The organism is Pseudoalteromonas sp. Ld19, from assembly GCF_045064135.1.
Taxonomy (GTDB): Bacteria; Pseudomonadota; Gammaproteobacteria; order Enterobacterales; family Alteromonadaceae; genus Pseudoalteromonas; species Pseudoalteromonas aliena.
This window is the reverse complement of record NZ_JBISHA010000019.1, coordinates 35,185-54,184: the sequence shown is the minus strand read 5'-3', so window position 1 is coordinate 54,184 and position 19,000 is coordinate 35,185. Positions and strand designations below refer to the sequence as shown.

15 protein-coding genes and 1 tRNA gene are annotated in these 19,000 nt (G+C 37.1%); 3 read left to right on the top strand and 13 right to left on the bottom strand.

From position 1 onward, the window contains the following. Positions 1–28: 28 nt before the first annotated feature. Positions 29–105: transfer RNA gene (locus ACJJVZ_RS10075), tRNA-Val, on the top strand. Positions 106–547: 442 nt separating this feature from the next. Here ACJJVZ_RS10075 and ACJJVZ_RS10070 read toward each other — a convergent pair. Continuing rightward, positions 548–2,560: an ATP-binding protein gene (locus ACJJVZ_RS10070; protein ID WP_405600145.1), complete on the bottom strand. Its 2,013-nt coding sequence runs from the start codon at positions 2,558–2,560 to the stop codon at positions 548–550. Positions 2,561–2,734: 174 nt separating this feature from the next. Between ACJJVZ_RS10070 and yvcK the strand changes: the two genes are divergently transcribed. Further along, positions 2,735–3,607 carry a uridine diphosphate-N-acetylglucosamine-binding protein YvcK gene (gene yvcK / locus ACJJVZ_RS10065; protein WP_405600142.1) on the top strand — a complete coding sequence of 291 codons (873 nt, stop codon included), beginning with the start codon at positions 2,735–2,737 and terminating at the stop codon, positions 3,605–3,607. Here the strand turns inward: yvcK and ACJJVZ_RS10060 are convergent. Next, complete coding sequence (locus tag ACJJVZ_RS10060; RefSeq protein WP_405600139.1) at positions 3,598–3,936, bottom strand: Hpt domain-containing protein; 339 nt, start codon at positions 3,934–3,936, stop codon at positions 3,598–3,600. The genes yvcK and ACJJVZ_RS10060 overlap by 10 nt on opposite strands. A gap of 21 nt (positions 3,937–3,957) precedes the next feature. Between ACJJVZ_RS10060 and ACJJVZ_RS10055 the strand changes: the two genes are divergently transcribed. Further along, complete coding sequence (locus tag ACJJVZ_RS10055) at positions 3,958–5,001, top strand: glycosyltransferase family 4 protein (RefSeq protein ID WP_405600137.1); 1,044 nt, start codon at positions 3,958–3,960, stop codon at positions 4,999–5,001. Here ACJJVZ_RS10055 and ACJJVZ_RS10050 read toward each other — a convergent pair. The 11 genes from ACJJVZ_RS10050 to ACJJVZ_RS10000 form a co-directional block, all read right to left on the bottom strand. After that, on the bottom strand, positions 4,976–6,376 hold the full coding sequence (locus ACJJVZ_RS10050) for a sigma-54-dependent transcriptional regulator (protein ID WP_405600135.1): 1,401 nt from the start codon (positions 6,374–6,376) through the stop codon (positions 4,976–4,978). The two genes, ACJJVZ_RS10055 and ACJJVZ_RS10050, sit on opposite strands and share 26 nt — an antisense overlap. 89 nt (positions 6,377–6,465) lie before the next feature. Continuing rightward, a complete protein-coding gene (locus ACJJVZ_RS10045) occupies positions 6,466–7,926 on the bottom strand; it encodes a SpoIIE family protein phosphatase (protein WP_273047066.1) in 1,461 nt (486 codons plus the stop codon). Between the two features lie 7 nt (positions 7,927–7,933). Then, positions 7,934–8,638 carry a ParA family protein gene (locus tag ACJJVZ_RS10040; protein WP_405600132.1) on the bottom strand — a complete coding sequence of 235 codons (705 nt, stop codon included), beginning with the start codon at positions 8,636–8,638 and terminating at the stop codon, positions 7,934–7,936. Further along, complete coding sequence (locus tag ACJJVZ_RS10035; protein ID WP_405600130.1) at positions 8,635–10,716, bottom strand: SLBB domain-containing protein; 2,082 nt, start codon at positions 10,714–10,716, stop codon at positions 8,635–8,637. The genes ACJJVZ_RS10040 and ACJJVZ_RS10035 overlap by 4 nt, the downstream gene beginning before the upstream one ends. Before the next feature lie 3 nt (positions 10,717–10,719). Next, entirely contained in the window at positions 10,720–11,574 is an 855-nt protein-coding gene (locus ACJJVZ_RS10030) for an OmpA family protein (protein WP_405600127.1), read from the bottom strand. Between the two features lie 19 nt (positions 11,575–11,593). Further along, positions 11,594–11,902, bottom strand: a complete 309-nt coding sequence (locus ACJJVZ_RS10025; protein WP_077537708.1) for an STAS domain-containing protein — start codon at positions 11,900–11,902, stop codon at positions 11,594–11,596. Between the two features lie 166 nt (positions 11,903–12,068). Further along, positions 12,069–13,874 (bottom strand): sugar transferase, encoded by a 1,806-nt coding sequence (locus ACJJVZ_RS10020; RefSeq protein WP_405600124.1) that lies wholly within the window; start codon positions 13,872–13,874, stop codon positions 12,069–12,071. Between the two features lie 10 nt (positions 13,875–13,884). Then, positions 13,885–14,961, bottom strand: coding sequence for a glycosyltransferase (locus ACJJVZ_RS10015; RefSeq protein ID WP_405600122.1), 1,077 nt, complete (start codon positions 14,959–14,961; stop codon positions 13,885–13,887). Between the two features lies 1 nt (position 14,962). After that, entirely contained in the window at positions 14,963–16,456 is a 1,494-nt protein-coding gene (locus ACJJVZ_RS10010; protein WP_405600120.1) for a GumC family protein, read from the bottom strand. Positions 16,457–17,150: 694 nt separating this feature from the next. Then, on the bottom strand, positions 17,151–18,287 hold the full coding sequence (locus ACJJVZ_RS10005) for a glycosyltransferase (RefSeq protein WP_405600117.1): 1,137 nt from the start codon (positions 18,285–18,287) through the stop codon (positions 17,151–17,153). A gap of 1 nt (position 18,288) precedes the next feature. Continuing rightward, complete coding sequence (locus ACJJVZ_RS10000) at positions 18,289–18,996, bottom strand: acyltransferase (protein WP_273047053.1); 708 nt, start codon at positions 18,994–18,996, stop codon at positions 18,289–18,291. Positions 18,997–19,000 lie beyond the last annotated feature (4 nt).

Below are 19,000 nucleotides of genomic sequence, written 5' to 3'. Positions count from 1 at the left end.
CAACATTTAAGAATCCTAAAAAAATTGTACGACCGTAGCTCAGCTGGTTAGAGCGCTACCTTGACATGGTAGAGGTCGGTGGTTCGAATCCACTCGGTCGTACCAATTCAAAATAATAAAAATCAAAGAAAAGCACTACCCACTCTTGATCACCCAGTCCAAGGGTCAGTGATTAAAACCCACTCAGTCGTACCAATTTAAAGTAATAATAAATCCAAAGAAAAAGCACTACCTACTCTTTATTGCCCGTTCCAATGGTCAGTGATTGCCGCCGGATTACTGAAATTTAGCTCGTGAAGAATAGCTTTCATTAATTCGTTTCTAAATCAGTTATTACTCTCAATAGATACAATCGTTGATCCGACCATTTTCAATGATTCTTGAACTAATTGAGCAACTTTTTGCAGATGAGCACACATAAGAACAATCCAAGATTAAACGCGCGGCTTCTATAAAACTCCTTAGGACTTCGTTTAAAGCGCTCTAAAATAGCTCAGATATTATACAGAGAATATTGCAGGCTCCTTTGAATATATCAATTTTTAGTTTATCCTCTTGGATAGACACCAGATAGTGCCTCTTGTAACGCTTGAAATTTAATTGGCTTTGTTAATACTTTATTCATACCTACTTTAAAACAAGACGCTTTATTATCTTTCTCTGCATTTGCTGTTAAGGCATAAATTGGTATGTCGCTAATCAATTCATCTCGAATATATTCTGCAGCAGATAAACCATCCATGATAGGCATCATTATATCCATTAACACAAGGTCAAACTTTTTACGTTTGAATAACTCAATTGCTTCGCGTCCCTCATTAGCAAGCGTTACTTTATGGTTTAGTTTTTCTAAATAGGCTTTAATTAGTACTTGATTAGTTTTATTGTCTTCGGCAACTAAAATCGATAACGACGCTTGTTTTTGTATTACGCTATGTGTGTTTTCGCTGTCTTTAGCCTCTTTAAACGGGATGCTAATAGTAAATTTACTTCCCAGCCCAAGTTGAGTCTCAAGGGTTATTTCACCGCCCATCAGTTCAAGTAAGTTTTTTGAAATACTTAAGCCTAAGCCCACACCTTCGCTCTTTCGGTTAATACTGTCGTTTACTTGACTAAAGGGTTGAAATATTAGTTCTAGATTTTTTTTTGCAATACCAATACCTGAATCTTTGACGTCAAAAATTAGTTGCTCATTAAAAAGATTAACATTCAAAGTAATCTGGCCATGCTTAGTAAACTTAAATGCATTGCCAATCACGTTAAAAAGTATTTGCCCTAACCTGTATTCATCACCCACAACATATTTAGGAATATTCTCATCAATGTTAGTTGTAAAAAGGATATCATCCGACTTTTCAATAATATTAAGCTGACCCACTATATTTTCACTTAAGAGCTTAATATTAAATGGTTTACTAATAAATGACACGGTGCCAGATTCTATCTTAGAAAAATCGAGCACATCAGTAATTAAACCATAGAGTATTTCGGTACTTGAGTTTGCATAGTTAACTAGCTGTTGTTGCTCTGGAGTGAGCTTAGTATCAAGTAGTAGCTCTATCATGCCCATTACAGCGTGAATAGGTGTTCTTATCTCATGGGACATCACACTCAAAAATTTTGATTTAGTTTTACTCGCGTCTTCAGCTTTTAATTTTTCAGTTTGAAGAGCAGCTTCTCTCTCCTTCGACACTGTTATGTTTTTAGCAAGCCCCAAATAACCTGCAAAATATCCTTGTTCATCAAATTGAGGTTTCCCACTAAAAGATACCCAAAAGTCTTGGACTGAGGTCACCTCAAATTCAAAATTATAAAAATCCTCTTGGTTTTCGATTATTTGATTGAAATCACGCCATTTATCAACATTAAGTTGTTCACTTTTAGTAATCAAACTCTCGATGCTGTTACCAACAAACTTTTCAGTATAAATATTACCAACTGTTTCAATATTATTAACGCTTTTAAACAACATTGAAGTGTCTGAACGCCAAAACCACTCGGTCCCTAGCTCTTTAAAAAGGGTCGATAACGTAGTGAACTTATTGATCATTGACAGTGATTTAAGTGTTTGTTTTTGTAATTTAACTTGATTAATAAACGTAAAATAGACTTGCTGTAGTAGTATTTTCATTGTGGCGGTATTTAAAATATTATGACAATTTGAAATGCCCACATTAGTGAATATAAATAAGCCCTGCCCTCCTACAGAATCAATACTTATTACCAGCGAATTTTTAAGGCTCACCTTATCAATACAGTTTAAAAGCGCGAATTCTAGTTCTTGAAGTGGACATTTAGAAAGAACACACCCTTTTTCGAGTGCTTCTGAAAATAACTGGCATTCAGGCCATGACTCAGCATGAAATACAGCATTTGTCGCTGCAATTGTCTCGTAGTAACGATCTTTATATCTATTTAAAACAATACAGTCTTCAAATTCCAGCTTGTCTTGTAATAAAGAGGCCAATAGTTGGAATACATCACTCTCGTCTTCACAATGTGCTAAATCCATTAAGTACGTTTGTAACTCAGACATAGAGAGCTGCTCGGTATGTCCCATAACTGTTTTCCTCATCAAAATGCATCGCGTTTTGCAAAAAGCGAGCTTAATATTTCTGTACTTGATTTAATATAGGATAAAAATCACTATAAATCATTACGTTAATCAACTTATCTTTTTGGAATGTTTCATGCTTACTAAAAGGCAGACTAAATAAAACACAAAGGCATAATAATGAAAATAGTGTGCATAGGTGGTGGCCATGGATTAGCGCAAGTTTTAAGCGCTATTAAACCAATGTGTAGTAGTTTAACTGCAATCGTTGCAACAACAGATAATGGTGGAAGTACAGGAAAGATAAGGGCATCTCAAGACTGTATCGCGCTTGGTGATATTAGACGATGTTGCTTACAACTTGCAGGAGAAGATTCTGCTTTTAACTCAATTTACGAGCATCGTTTCACTCAGGGCCCATTAGATGGACATTGCTTAGGCAATTTAACCCTACTTGGCTTAACAGAGATCACAAAGTCACCCACACAGGCTATTGCTTACTTTAATGCGATGTTAGGTAATTCTGAAACCATTTTGCCAATGACCGAAGTCCCCACCGATCTCGTTGCTAAGCTTAATAATAGCGAAGAAGTGTTTGGAGAATGTGCAATAGATGCACTCAATACTTTACCTAAAGAAGTCTATTTATCTAAAAATGTGCCTGCAGCGCCTGGATGCGTTGATGCTATTTTAGCGGCAGATTTAATAATAATTGGTCCTGGCAGTATTATTACAAGCGTTATGCCCGCTTTTTTAGTAAACGAAATATTAATCGCTATTGAACAAACATCTGCGTGTCGTATTTTTATCGAAAATACACAAACAGAAAATAGCGTCATGAAACATACACGCACAGCAGGAATAGACTGGTTACAAGCACAGCTAGGGGTAAAAATTTACGATTTAAGTATCCCCCCTAGCGCAATTGAGGAAATTTTACATGACGGTAAACAGATAATGCAATCCAAAGAACATTTGCATGATATTAATGAGCTGGAAAATGTTTTTTCGGCATTACTTAAAATGCCAATTCAGCTTAATACTCAAATTTGAATGTTTTCAATAATCGTTGCTAGTTTTTTGAAGGTAACTTTACTTTGCTCATCGGCTGTTTTTAATAAGGTGTTTAGATCTTTTTGAGAATGTTCTACTTTAACTAGCGCTTCAATCTGTTTACACGTATCACCTAAATCTGATGCACCAAAACTGTAACAGCTGCTTTTAAGACTATGAGCACTCATTTCTATTTCACTACGCTCATTTTCGCTAATTAGGGTAGCCACTGTTTTTTTTGATTCGTTGACAAACGTTTTTAATAGCTCAACGGCTAATTCGTTGCCAACATCCTTTTTTAGCTGTTCGATTATTGCTTTATCAATCATATCTTTCTTTTGGAGTTAATTATGAATTATAACGTTGTTTTACTTGTTGACTCTTCTATGATTGGCGGTATTGAAACCCATCTAGTTGAATTGTCAAAATTACTAAGCAGAAACCACATCAAGTGTTCTATTTTGTTTTATAAACATCACTGTAATCAAGGCTTTTACGATATGCTAGACAAAGAAAACATATCGTATGATTTTTTGCAAGGAAATATTAACAGCCTGCTCAAAAAATTATCCGGTTTTAACAACCAAACCGTTATTCATACCCACGGCTATAAAGCGGGAATATTGGGCCGTATAGCCTGCAAAGTTACAAATAAACGCTGCATTAGCACATTTCATGCTGGTGAGGCCGGCACTGGTAAAGTAAAACTTTATAATAAATTAGACCGATGGCTTTGTGCTCTTTCTACAAACTTTGCGGTCTCAAATAAAATAAAAGATACACTTCGAAACGCACACCTAATGGAAAATTTTATTTCTTTACAGCACACTAAATACATTCCCCCTAATAACTTAAATAAACCAATGAGGATTGGCTTTGTTGGTCGGCTATCATTTGAAAAAGGCCCTGATATATTCTTTCAATTAGCGAAAAACATGCAGCAAAATAAAGGCGTTGAATTTCATGTATTTGGACAAGGTCCTTTGCAAAGTGACATACCCGTTTTAAATAATCTTCTTTACCATGGACTCACTGATCGTGGCGCTATCTGGGAGAAAATAGATGTGTTGCTTATTTGCTCTAGAGAAGAAGGTTTACCCATGACATTACTTGAGGCTATGTCCCAGAGAAAATTTATTATAAGCAGCTCTGTCGGTGCTATACCAAGTATCATCGAGGACAGTAAAACGGGCTTTTTAATGCCAGAAGGAAATGCTAATGACTGCCAAAAACGCATCGAACAATTGCTACTTTTACCTAACGTTCAAAAATTAAAGATGCTAGATAATGCTTATAACATGCTCGATGAACGATTTTCTGGAAAGAAACAATTTTTATTACTTCAACAAGCCTATACAGGTCAAGATGTTACTGAATTTCTTCCCAACTTTTAATTTTTCGATAAAGTGTGGAGGGGCTAACATCGAGTAATGATGCCGCTTTTGGTATATTTGATGAACATATTTTTATAACATGCTCGATGTATTCTTTTTCAGCAAGCCACAATGCTTTTATATTATTTTGTGTATTAGGCAAATCAAAGGTCGTATCCGCCATTAGCTGCGTAGTTGAATTAATCGTTTCTCGCTCTGGCGTTTTTTTTGTGTTTTCTGGTAATGCAGGGATCATATCAATATCTATGTATTGCTCAGGATTAAGCACTAATACATTACGTATCACATTTTCCAATTGCCTTACATTACCAGGCCAACTGTATTGTATTAATAGCTGTTTTACATCCTCTGATATTTCTTTGTATGGATGGCTTTCATCTTTTGCTATTTTAACAAATAAAGCCTCGGCTATTTCTATTATATCTTTACCACGCTCTCTTAGTGGCGGTAATTCAATAGGTATAACATGTAATCTGTAGTATAAATCTTCTCTAAATCGACCGTTTTCTACTTCAACAAGCGGATCTCTATTGGTTGCACAAACAAACCGGACATCCACTTTGACTACTTTTTCGCTGCCAACTTGCTGATAACTCCCTGTCTGTATAAAGCGAAGCAGTTTACTTTGTAAATTTATATCCATTTCACAAAGTTCGTCTAAAAATAATGTACCGCCATTAGCCTGCCCCGCAGCCCCTACCCGATTAGCAATTGCTCCCGTGAAAGCACCTTTTAAGTGTCCAAAAATTTCACTCTCAATTAAATCTTTAGGAATAGCGGCACAGTTTAGAGCTACAAAAGGTTGATTAGCGCGGTTAGATGCTTGGTGAACAGCACGAGCACATAGCTCTTTGCCTGTGCCGCTTTCACCTGTAATAAATACTGTCGCTTTACTCACAGAAGCAGAACTTATGATCTGATAAACAGATTGCATTTGTTTTGAACTACCAATCAAATCAAAATATTTACCATTTTCGTATTTGTTTTTATATTGAGTAACCGTTTGCTTAAGGTTTTTAATCTTAAGTGCATTATTAACGGTGATTCTAAAACGATCGGCTTCAATTGGTTTTTCTAAAAAGTCGCTTGCCCCTAATTTTATTGCTTGGATCGCCATTTCTTTAGTGGCGTGACCAGTTAACACAACAACTTGAGGACAGTTGTCGGGTTCTAATGTAGCTAAAATATCAAGCCCATTCATGTCTGGTAACATAACATCAAGCACAATTAAATCGGGGTGCACTTTATTAATAATATCTATAGCCGTAGCACCATCATTTGCCACAAGTGTGTTTACACCCGTTGGTAATAGGTAAGATTGATAAAGCATTGCAAGAGATTGAGTATCTTCAACAATTAATACAGTTGGTGGCATTGTTCATTCCCTGTTAGCAAGTCGACGATGTTTAGAACACAAATTTATATTACTAATGATTTAACTATAGAATGTTAATTAAAGCAAATTCAATTAATTACAATCAGTGACGCATCATCAATTTCTTTTGAAAGCGTCACTTGTGAGTTTTGCCATAATGTATGAGCAAACTCATCTTTGGACTGATACTCATTCGGTATTATTTTGTTCAACTCACTTATCTCATCTTTATCGGTAAAGCGATTTTCAGTCCAACCATCGGTATAAAGTAAAATATGCTCTACATCATCCAGCGCCGTTTCATAAAGGGTATAGTTATGATCTTTAGCAAGGCCTAATAATGGCCCTGTTCCTGTGAGTTGGCAGAGCTCTCCTGTTTTACGGACAACAACGGGGGGCGGATGTCCCGCATTTAACCAAAACATTTTATTATTATTTATAAAACAAATTGCGAGTGTCACTAAGCTAGATTTGCAAAGCTGTTGCTTATAGAGCGCGTTATTGAGTGCTGCTAGCATATTTTGATAAGGGAGCCCTGTGGCTAAAAAGCCACTTATGAACCCTTTAATAGCAAAACTTTCTTTGAGTGCCTGCAGCCCATGTCCCATCATATCACCGAGTACAAATGCACTGCATTCATCGTTAATAGGCATAAAGAAGTCACCTCCATTGCCTAAACTAATAGAACCAAAAATATGAGCGGTTTTATCGTTTTGTAGATGGATTTTAGATGGCGTTGACTCAAACGTTGTTTGATAAGATAAATAGGCAAAGCGATGCGTTACACGCTCAATACTCTGCAGCAGTTTATTTTTTTTAACCGGTTTAATTAGGTAGTCATCAACACCTAATCGGTTGATTTTATGAATAACTTCTTCGCTATCATCACCTGTTAGCATCACCACAGAGAGCTGCGACTTTAAATTAGATTTATTGAGTTTTTCTAAAAGAGGCTCACACGTGCCATTTTTTAATTTATGATCGAGTAATAAAATTCTCGCATCGGCAGTTAAAATAGCTTGCCATCCGGCTTCAATACTTTCACAAGCAATCACTTGAAATTGCTCTTTCAAGTACGCACTCATTAAGGCAAGCTGCGTTACATCATCATCAACATAAATAACCGTAGGGCGTCTGTCTATGTGTTTTAATGGAAAGGAAAAAAAGTTTTTACCTTCTTTAGTTACATAGTCTGCATCTTTAAAATAATGACGAATGAGTTCAACGCCCATGCCCCCTTCTACTAACGCACCTGAGTCTATTGTCCAAGATGAATTGTTATTTTTAAAGAGATTATAAGGGGTTAGTTCATCTATAAAGGTGAGCCTATAACTCTCTTTACTAGACTGACTAATGCGCAGTAAAATATGATGCTCAGAGCCTTGGTTGTGTCTAATTAAATTAGTTAAATACTCTGTTGCCACCAATCCTGCTGCATCGACCTCATCTTTTTTTACATTAAGGGCTCTTAAAACATGTTTGAGCACTAGGCGTATTTCGCTCAATGTTGGCCATAGTAATTCAAAACGTCTTTCAAATAATATATCCATAACATCCTCAATGATGCCCAAATAGCCATCGTTGTTTAATAATTTTTGCCTTAATACGTGAAGATAACTTAGGCCATTTAACGGCATGCTTTTCTAAAAGTTTGACTATACGCTCACCCAGTGGCGCAAAATTGTGCTGGCTTATTAAAATTTTAATATTGCCATGCCCTGCTTGTTTTAATTCACGAACCCCTTTACACAGGGACTCTTCATCATTAATACCCAGCGCAACTGTAACAAATGTTAATTCGCTACAAATACTTAATGAGTGCAGCGGCACATTATTTCTATTACGCTTTAATGCGGGTGACATATCAATTAAAATATAGTCATATTCTTGCTTTAACCGTGCTACGGCATCGTTTAATACATGCTTATTTTTTGCGGGCTCGATGGCTGCAAGGTTTTGTATTGCCAATAAACTGATCCCTTCGTAATTAGTTACCCCTAGCTGACATGAAATATCATCAAATCGCCATGGATTGCACGCTGTAGGTAGTTTATCGTCTAAACAAAATGTATTGATAGGATTTAAATCGATAATTAACACAGACTTGTGTTGGCTTTGTAATCGTTTGGCTACGCTTACACAAACACTAGACGACCCCTCCGAGCCAGATAGCGATATAAAAGTAATGCAACGCGCATTGTGATCAATCATGGTATTACATATTACTTCTAGTTCATGATATTGCTTTGGTATTAATTTCATAAGCCCACCACTAATGCAAGTATGGTAATAACATCTAAGAAATTATCTTTAAATTGGCTTAATAAATCCTGGCCTTTTTCTGGTATGTATAGCGTGTCGCCAGCTCTTAATACTGGAATATTTGCTGAATTTGGAGATTTAATAAACGCTTCTAAATCAAATACTCGAGACTGTTCTTTACAACATGAATGGTTAACCACAACTATCTTATCAATTAATGCCGAATTAGAAGGCCCGCCAGCTTCTGCTAGTACATCTAAAATAGACATAGTATCGTCAAAATTATATCTACCCGGTTTTTGCACAGCGCCCATAATACGTACTACTCGCTCTTTAGGTGTGCGCAGCCAGTCTTTGTTTTTTTCAGGTACAAAAATGGTATCGCCAGGTAAAACATTAGGGAACAAGGTTTCGTCGCCTGTTTCGAAATACATGGCCAAGTCTAATTTACTCACTTTAGCGCGATTACCATTACGATGAGTTATTCGAATGTTACGAATATCAGCCGCGCCTGTTGGCCCATCTGCTGCGGCTAAAATATCAATAAAATGCATATTTTCGTTAAACGAATAACGCCCTGGAGCACCGACCTGCCCCATGATATAAATAGATTTACTCGATTCTTGACGTATCCACTGAGATTTATTATCCGACGGATCGACGGGTAGTTCTTCGACGATTACCGTATCACCAGCAACTAAATTTGGTAACGCCGTATCTCCATCAGTAATCGTATATTTTTCAAGGTCAAAGCGCTGTGTAACGTCGCCATTGCGCAATATTTTTATATCGTTAATATTGGCACCTTTTGTTGGTCCACCGGCATGAGCAAGTAAGTCAGTAAAGTCCATTTCGTCACTCCACTCATAACGACCAGGAGACTGGATTGCACCTATAATTTTTATAGCGCGTTTAGTGGGGATTTTAAGCCAACTTTTTTCATTGACGTCTGTTTTCTCTGGCACAAAAATAACATCGCCTGGGTTTAAATCTGGAACTTTGGTTGTAACGGTGCCTTCACTGTAACCTTGCAAATCAAATACAATACTTTCGCCTTCTGGAGTTAATATTTTTATATGGCGTGTTTCTGCAAAACGTGTAGGGCCACCCGCATTAGCTAAAATATCTAAAAAATTAGTGCTGTCGGCTGCTTCATACGCGCCTGGTTTTTGAACTTCACCCATAATATATACGGTGCGAGAAGTTGTATTTACATCATCTACCATAATAGGCACATACACGGTAGAGCCTGGTTGCAGTAGCTGCATATTGCTATTTGCTGGTTTATCTAAGTAAGCTTTTAGATCAAAAATAACCGGGGACTTATCTATAATGACTCTAATTTTAGTCACATCAGCATAGCGAGTAACGCCTTCTGCGCGCATAAGTGCATCTAAGATGGTCATTTCTGCTTTGAATGAAAAACTGCCAGGGTTATGCACTTCACCTAAAATGGTGACCGCATTACTGTCGCTGGCATCACCCGTTGCACTGAGCGTTTGTGCATCAAAATCAATTTGAACATTGCCCAGCAAAGGTGATACAGGCACAAACACCGTATCTTTACTTCTCAGTAAAGGTAATAGCCCAATATTACCGGAATCTAAGTACGCTTTATAATCAAATTCAATAACTTCATCACCGCGTCTTATTTGCATTCTGTCTAATTGCGCACCCGGTTTTAAACCGTCCGCCTTAGCAATCACCATTTGAATATTGCCATCATCTGGAATACTAACTTGCGAAGGAGTATTTACGTAACCCAGCACATTAATAAGAATATCTCTGCTGCGTATTTCTATATAAAAATCATCCATCGCAACAAATAGCGCTGCAAGTACTGGCGTCAATTCTAATTCAATTTGCGAAGTGGTTTTGTCAGCCACATTAAATTGGCCTATTTCGGGAAGATTAATTTGGCCTTTTTTATCGACTTCAAAGGCGGTATTAAATTCAGCTTCACCTGGAATATACAAAAACAATTTGTTTCCCACCTGCACTACTGAGTCAGTATTATCATTGGTAGCGTAGGCACTCAATGAAAAAAGTAATAAAGCAACCGTCAATAAATATTTCATAACTTACTCCTGTTTGCTTTTAATAATTTTGGTCCAACTAACAAGCGCTTTCGCTTTGTTGTCTTGCAAATTCTTATTGTTAGCGTCGAGTACGATTGCCTCTACACGTCTATCTGAGTGGCGTACACTGTTGGTTTGAGTCTGCTCACTGTAAGGCTTTAAGCTGCCTTGTGTCAGTGTTGTAATGCTTTGCATAGGGACACCATATACCACCAGCCAATGCTTAACGGTTTCCGCTCTTTTTAAAGCAAGTTCGTAGTTACTATTCATCTCGCCAACAGAATCAGTATGACCCACAAGCAAAATCGAAATACTATTTAATTGCTTTGTTAAATCAGCAGCTTGTGCAAGTCTTACTGCGTATTTAGGCGTAATTTCGAACTCTTTAAAAGCAAATTGATTGTCACTGTTTAGCAAATCAGACACCTGTTTTTTAACGCTAAACAAGGTGGGTTTTGACGTTGCTGAAACTGCACAATTAGTGAGTTTTTGCACTGTATCAAAGTGATTTGTTAATTGATTAAGACCATGATAATGAATAAGTAAATCATGCTCTGCATCTTCCCACATGTTCGCCGTAATAAGCCTACGAATACGGTTTTCGTAAATTTGCGCCTTTAAAAGTTGAGCAGGCATGCATGCCTTAATATCTTGTGATTTTAGAAGCTCTAATTTTAAAACTAGATGTTCAAATTCACTTCGTACTACATCTTGCGGTTGTGCAAAGTTGTTATCACTTTGCTCATCACTTAATGGATAATTTTGGTATTTTTCAGCCCAACCTCCTTGTCCTTCATCAGGCCAAGAAGCACACCCACTTAAAAATAAAGTTATGATGATAAAAATGTGTGCTTTCATATTCCTCTCCTTCAAACCGTTAAATTGAATCAATAAATGGAATCGTTTTGTCTACTCGAAGTAAGTTCATTAGTTTAAACGGCTGACCTGTAACGTTAAGCAAAGATAACTTGTGGCTCTTTTTCTCTATTCTCTTATATAGAAAAACAATAGCACCTATACCTGAAGAGTCTATAAATTCAGTTTTTGAAAAATCTAAGACAATAAAATCAGTACCCATATCAACGAGATCTTCGAATTCATCTTTAAACCCATCTACGGTAAAACCTGAAAAGTCATTTGGGATTGATACAATTTTATGTTCTTTTGCATTGGCTAAATTTGTCATGGCAGTTACCTATTAAATTGTTAAATTCAATATAACTACTACAAGAAACGAACCAACTTTAAGTAATTGATAATTAGTACATTTAAACTAAAGAAAGAGAAAAAAGAGGAAAGCAAAGCATAATGCAATTGAGTATTGGGAGTGCGATTGCATTATGCAAAAATAATTATTGTCCTTTACCAGTAAATATAACAACCAGTGTTTTAAACAAGATGGTTAACTCCATATAACACCAACTACGTGGTGATGAGGTGCTGAGCATATAGGCATAATCCCACCCTATTTTGTTCCTAGCATCATCAATACTCTCATCGTAGCCATTCATCACTTGAGCCAGCCCAGATATACCGGGCTTAATACCGTAAGTACGCTGAGAGAAATAAGGAATGTCTTTTTCAAGCTTAGAATAAAACACTGGACGTTCTGGTCGAGGCCCAATCAGCGACATATCGCCGACCAATACATTCCATAATTGTGGTAACTCATCTAAACGTGTTTTACGGATGAATCGGCCTATGGGGGTTATTCTTGGGTCATTTTTGCTTGCCCAAACAGCACCGCTTTGCGCCTCTGCATCAACCACCATTGAACGAAATTTAAGAACATCAAAAAGAGCAACAAAATCATCATTACTTTCCCCCACTCTTAGTTGATTGAATAAAACAGGGCCCCGTGAGGTGAGTTTTATCATAGCGGCAACGCTTAGCATAACCGGAGACAACAAAAGTAAACCTGTCACTGAGCCAACGATGTCAATTGCCCGTTTAATCACTTTAATGGTTACATTTTGCTGCGTATTACTACGATGTACTCTGCGCCAATGCTGTTTATAATCACCGCGTTCAAATTTAATAATGCCCCATAATGCTAAGAAGTAGGCATTGAGAATGTAATTTATTTTATCAACAATTGGGAGTTTCATTTTGATTTTAAATACCTTTTTAGTAAGTTCAATACCGTGTATAGACGTAATAATGCCGCATAATAATTTAGGCAGTAGTAACGTGGAAAAAATCGCTATTGAGAACAGTAAAATATAAATTAAAGCAAGCACAATTGGCATAACACCACGCAACACTTTATGTGAAAAAAAGTTAAAACTTACCCAACCCAATTGAGGGTTTAATAGTTTATAGAGTATTTTAATTTGCTGCCAATTACCGGCGCCTAGTCTCACTCGTCTTGCATAATCATGACTTTGCTCATCACATTCTCTTTCTAAAATATTAATTTCGCTATTAACAACGGCTTTTCCGCCATTTTTTAACGCATTCATGGAAAGAATAAAATCATCATTGATTATGCTTTGCTCTAATACATCAGTATATTTAGAGCGAATGGCAAACATAGCACCTGGCACACCAATCACAGCACCGAGTGCTGACTCCATACTCCTGATACTATTTTGATACTGCCAATAATGTTTTTGCTCTGTCGTTGCGTGTTCATCTAAAATATAAACACCCGTAATGACATTAAGCCGCGTATCTTTAAAATCAGCATCAAGGTTCATTAATACATCAATACTCAGTAATGCGCTTACGTCAGTAAACACCAGCACATCGTAATTAGGTTTTGTTAGTTTAATTAACTCGTTAATAGCGTGCGCTTTACCTTGGTTTTGCTTGTTGAAATGTAAATGACACACTACATCTTGCTTAGCTAACTGTGCTTGAGCCAACATAGCCTCTTCATACGTATTATCAGTACAACCATCTAAATAAACGTGAATTGCGAACATTTTCGTGTTGTAAAGCATCGCGCCTAAGTTATACAATTTTTCTTTAATATAGGCTTGTTCGTTGTACGCACAAATTAAAATACCAAAGCTTGCGGTTGCTTTCGTATTTTTAGCAAACACAAGGCGTTTGTTATTATCTCGACTGAATAATTTTAAAAGTGCCACATAACCAATATGGTGGTATAAAACAAGCGCAATTAACACCGCGAGTGTGATCAGTAAATAAGTCATTATTTTCTCCTTACGATGATAAGCCATTATAAAAATGGTCGTACTCTGCACTCATTTTATTCGCATTAGCAATTGAAAAAACATGCTCTCTTATACAATCACCTTGTTTCATATTAATTGCTTTTACAATTGCAGTTTTAAGTCCCATTTCATTTCCAGGTTTGATCAAGATACCTTGCTTATCTGTTAAGACTTCGCGAATACCACCCACGTCAGTTGCGACAATCGCTTTACCACATGCCATTGATTCTAAAATAGATAACGGAAGGCCTTCTCTTTGTGAGTAAAGACACATAACGTTAATAGCAGAGTAAAATAATTGCATGCTTTGTACATTACCTAAAAAGTGAACCCGATCTAAAATTCCTAATGTGCTCGCATAATCAACCAGTTTACTGTGCAAACTACCAGTGCCCGCAAATACCAGTTCGGTATATATTGGCAATGATGATAAGATCCTTAACAACGCAAAGTGCCCTTTCCCTAGCTCTAGTCGTGCTGAACATCCAACTAAATTAACATCTTGAGGTAAATTCAGCTGCTGACGAGCATCAGATTCGTTAATACCTATAAACTGATTAAAATCGATACCATTTAGTATCGTTTTATCTGTTTTAATGGCCGTTTCATTAAAAAAGTCTTTAGCCACAACTTGTGCATCGGCCACCCAGTGTATTTTTGTCAATCTATTTAATGCTTTAGTTATTAAGCGTTGCTTAAAGCTCTTTAAATACCACGCATCATGAATAGTTGAAACATGCCTAACTAGGCGGTTTTTAATACAAGCCATGCTCGCATAAAGCATCGGCCCTATGTGGTGACTATGTATAACGTCTATATTGTATTGTTTAATGATCTCAGAGAGCTTTTTAACTATATTTAAATCAAACTTTTCAGCTTTATTTAAACACATCAATCTGTGTCCAAACGATGTCAGTTGTGGCCAATCTTTAATCGCTTCGCTTAAAGTCCCTTCTAGCGATACAACCACGCTAGAATCAGCAAATTGGCTTTTTTGCATGAGTGTTACGGCCATTTTTTCAAGCCCACCTATTTTAAAATGTTGAACCAAATGCAATACGTTCATGTTATTTCCCCTGTTCAATAGAGTTCATTGATGAATTAAAAACCAAGTCCACCGGTGCATCCTTCACAATGGGTAAAATAGTAACGACCTCAAGAGCAGACAATTTTTCTATGGTTTGAATATCTTTTAGATGGCTATCGAATAAAGTCGCAACAAACACAATCGTGCTACTTGTAAATAGGCCTAAAATGATGCCGACAATAATTGATATAGCGAGTGATGTGTTGATTGGCTGCGTTGGGCTGTAGGCACGCTCTATGGTTTTGACTTTATCTGGCCCTTCGTACTTAACCAACTTTCCAGTTACCTTGGCCATTTCATAACGACTCAGCATGTCTTTATATAAAGACTGTTTAACGTCATAATCGCGCTCTAATTTTCTGAGTTGTTTTTCAATGTCACTGGTTACTAAAAGTCGGTCACTTACGGTACTAACCTGCTGTTCAAGCATGTCAAACTCTTGCTGATGCTGTGTAACAGCGTTTTTTGCATCTTCAAGATTAAGAATTTGCGACACCAATACGCTGCTCTCACCATCACCGCCACTGGGCAAGGTATTAGCCATTTGCCATAGCTGCTCAATATTTGTTGGATCAAGCTCTTTGCCATTTTCAATTAATAACTGTTGACGGTTTCTAATGCTTTGTAGCTCGCGTTTTTTAGAGATGACTTTACTGTGCTTTTCGGTATAGCGTGTTTTTAAAAAGCTCAGTTCTGATTCGGCAGTAATTATTTTTTCTTCAATCCGACCTAAAATTGGATTCGCTTGACCCATCTTTGTTGTAAGCGCTTTGAGCTTGGCTTGCGCACCGGATAAGATAATAGACTTTTGCTGTTGATCACTTAGCAATTTATCAAATGTTTGGCGATTACTATGTAAAACAGCTGGTAAGGTATTGCTATTTTTAGCTTTGAATATTGCTAACGACTCTTCCGATAACTCTAACTCATCACGAAGGCTTACCAATTGCTGATAGAAAAACTGCTCTGATGTATCCAATGAGGTCCTTGTTGGTGCTAATAAACGCTCAATGAACTTTTCGACAACTTTTTCGAGCACTAGCTTCATTTTTGTTTGGTCGTGCCATGTAAAGTTAATGCGAACAAGCTCGTCCCCAACTAATGAAAGAGAGAGTGCTTGAGAAAGTTTTTGATGGATCTTTTCTATCTCTGCAGGGGATGCATTGCCCGGTACTAATTGCGTTTCTTTAGCGACGGCTATAAGCACTTTTCGACTTATAACCAAGGTACGAAGCGCCGCTATGCGATTTGATAAATCAAAAGAAAAAGATAAATCATCCAAATATGGATTAAGCAGTGCTGACTCTTCAATTAAAATAGTGGCGTGATTTGTATATTGCTTTTGCGACGTAGCTGCTAATAAAATAACCACAAAAGGAACAATCAAAAGCGGTAAAACAAATAGCTTTGCTCTTGTATACACCGCATACAAGGTTAAATAAAGTAATCGTTTAATTTGCTCTCTTACTAACATAAACCCTACCTATACATTTGCATATTGCTATGCGAAATTTAGCGACTATTTGCAAAATAAGAATTTTAGCTACAAATAGCGACGTCTAATAAGGTAGTTGCACAGGCTGCGCCAATATTATGCTAAAGAACCTGAACTCTGAATAATAAATCTATCTCAAGCAGCTATTCTCAGCGCTAACGACGTTGAATTTACTTACAATAGGCCTGCTATTGTTGCTCTAAATGAGAAACTTTTAACGTAGCTAACGTCAGGTTTGGCACCTTCAAATGATTAATACCATTGCATTAAATTAGTGATCTATTATAGCGATAAGAAAATAGCGCAATAACAAGGCTAAAATTATGATACATAGTTGTTCTATATAAATAATTTTTAACGTCGTTAGTGAGTTATTTAATACGCTAGAATGATCATGTTTTTAATAAAATTGGTATAAGTATTATTGCGAATTGGTATACGTTAAATTTGTAGCAGACTGTTTGGTTTTTAAGCAAGACAGAATCTAGGGCGTGATAATTTCCAACAGATAGGGAGCTCTCAGAATAAATACCAAACACGCGCTACAGTTCACACCAATTCGCTTAATTAAATAATCTAGTTAGCGCCAGATTTAATCCCTAAAATCGATTGCAAATTGGTATCACTCCCTTGAGGATCACAAGTTTAATCCTTAAGACTCAACAACCATTAATTATAACCCGTGGTTTAAAGTAGAGATATCGTGCTCAACAGCAAGCGCTTTTGATTGCCAACTATGGTCTTGAGCTATATGGCGTTGCGCTAATTTAAGTGTATTTAATTGCGTTTTATCAAGTGAGAGTACTTCATCTACTTTACTAATAAATTCAGCTTGGGTTTTTGCGATATAAATTTCTGACTCGTAACGCATCACAGCGGGAAATTGCGTTGCGACTATAGGTGTTCCTACCGCTAAATATTCTTTTAATTTAAGCGGATCACATGCTCTAATTTGCGCATTATTTACAAACGGTAAAATAGATACATCCCAATGCGCTGAAAAAGTGACTAAACGCTGATGATCCACCGCAGGAACATGCGTTACGTTTTTAAACTGTAGCAGTTGAGAGGTACAGGCAACAATATCACCCACCAATACCAGTTGGTAGTAAGGCCTTTGTGCAGCGAGGGCTGTTAACAATGTCATATCTAACCATGCGTTAATACTGCCGTAAAAACCAACAATAGGACCGTTCAACGCGTTTATTTCTGGGGCGATATCTGTATGAGATGTAAAGAGGTCATAACTAACTCCATGACTAAGCATTTTAGTTTTGTAGTGTGGCATCTTATTCATCAAAAATTGACTAATGACATAAATTAAATCGGCTTTATTAATTAAACTTTTTTCAAATGGCGCAACCAAATGCGCATCAACGCCGGCAAGCGCGTTAAAATCATCGCCGCAGTAATAAATGAGTTTATCGTGCGCTTTTTTTGTAAATAAGTACTGTGCTGTAGGGACACTCAACCAATATATAATGGGTTCATTATTTTGAATACCTTTAAAATATCGGGAAAAAATCCAGCTATTATAGCGCTTTACTAATGTATTATCGTGCCACGGGAACACTGGTAGTTTGTATACCTGCATAGTGCTAGGTGTTTTGATTGCGGTGTGATTTGATTGACTAAAAAGCTGCTTAAACTTACTCCATACGCGCTCTAAATCGTTGCGTTTGAAACGGGGTTTGCGCATACCAATTGAATTTATCCAGTGTATTTCATGATTTTTAGCCAACTCTGAAAATAAATGCTGAGTACTGCTTGGATGGCTTGCCCAATCTTCACCAAAAACAATAAATTTCATATTAGGACTCCTTTATATGCTTCACTACTTTGGCTGGGTTTCCTGCAGCAATAGTAAAAGCAGGAATATTTTTTGTCACCACACTGCCTGCTCCTATAATTGCTCCCTCACCAATCGTGACGCCTGCAAGTACCGTTACGCCAGTGCCTAACCATGCACCGCGTTTAATGATAATATCGCCAATTTGAGACTCGTCGTCACTGTCGCCTTGTGCTCTTCGTTCACAGTCAATGGGATGACCTGGAAACCCAGCTAAAAAAACGCGCCCAGCTAACCTTACATCGTCTTCTAATGTGATTTTTTGGCCAACCGAAAAGGCATTTTGCCAGCCAATATCCACGTTGTTACCAATAATGAGTGTTGGCGTAGTTAAGTTACCCACTCGCCCACAAAATGTGCTAATACCAGACATTCTAACGTTATCGCTGCACTCAATATTAAGCTGTCCAAGTACTTGTGGCATACCTGAGTACAAAAAGAGCTGCTTTTTACTGCCTTTTATTTGGCTTTTAAACAGTGGCGTGTAATAAATAATTCTTAACAGTTCGTGACACAACTCTTTTACAAATTGATGCAGGTGATAAAGCGTCGAATGAAGAAGAGGAATAACCATCATTTGTGGATTGCGAAGGTTTTTTGCAAAATGAAAAAGTGATTTTGCAAAAGGATGTGGACTATTTTTTAACCAACGTTTGACGTGTACCATCATACTG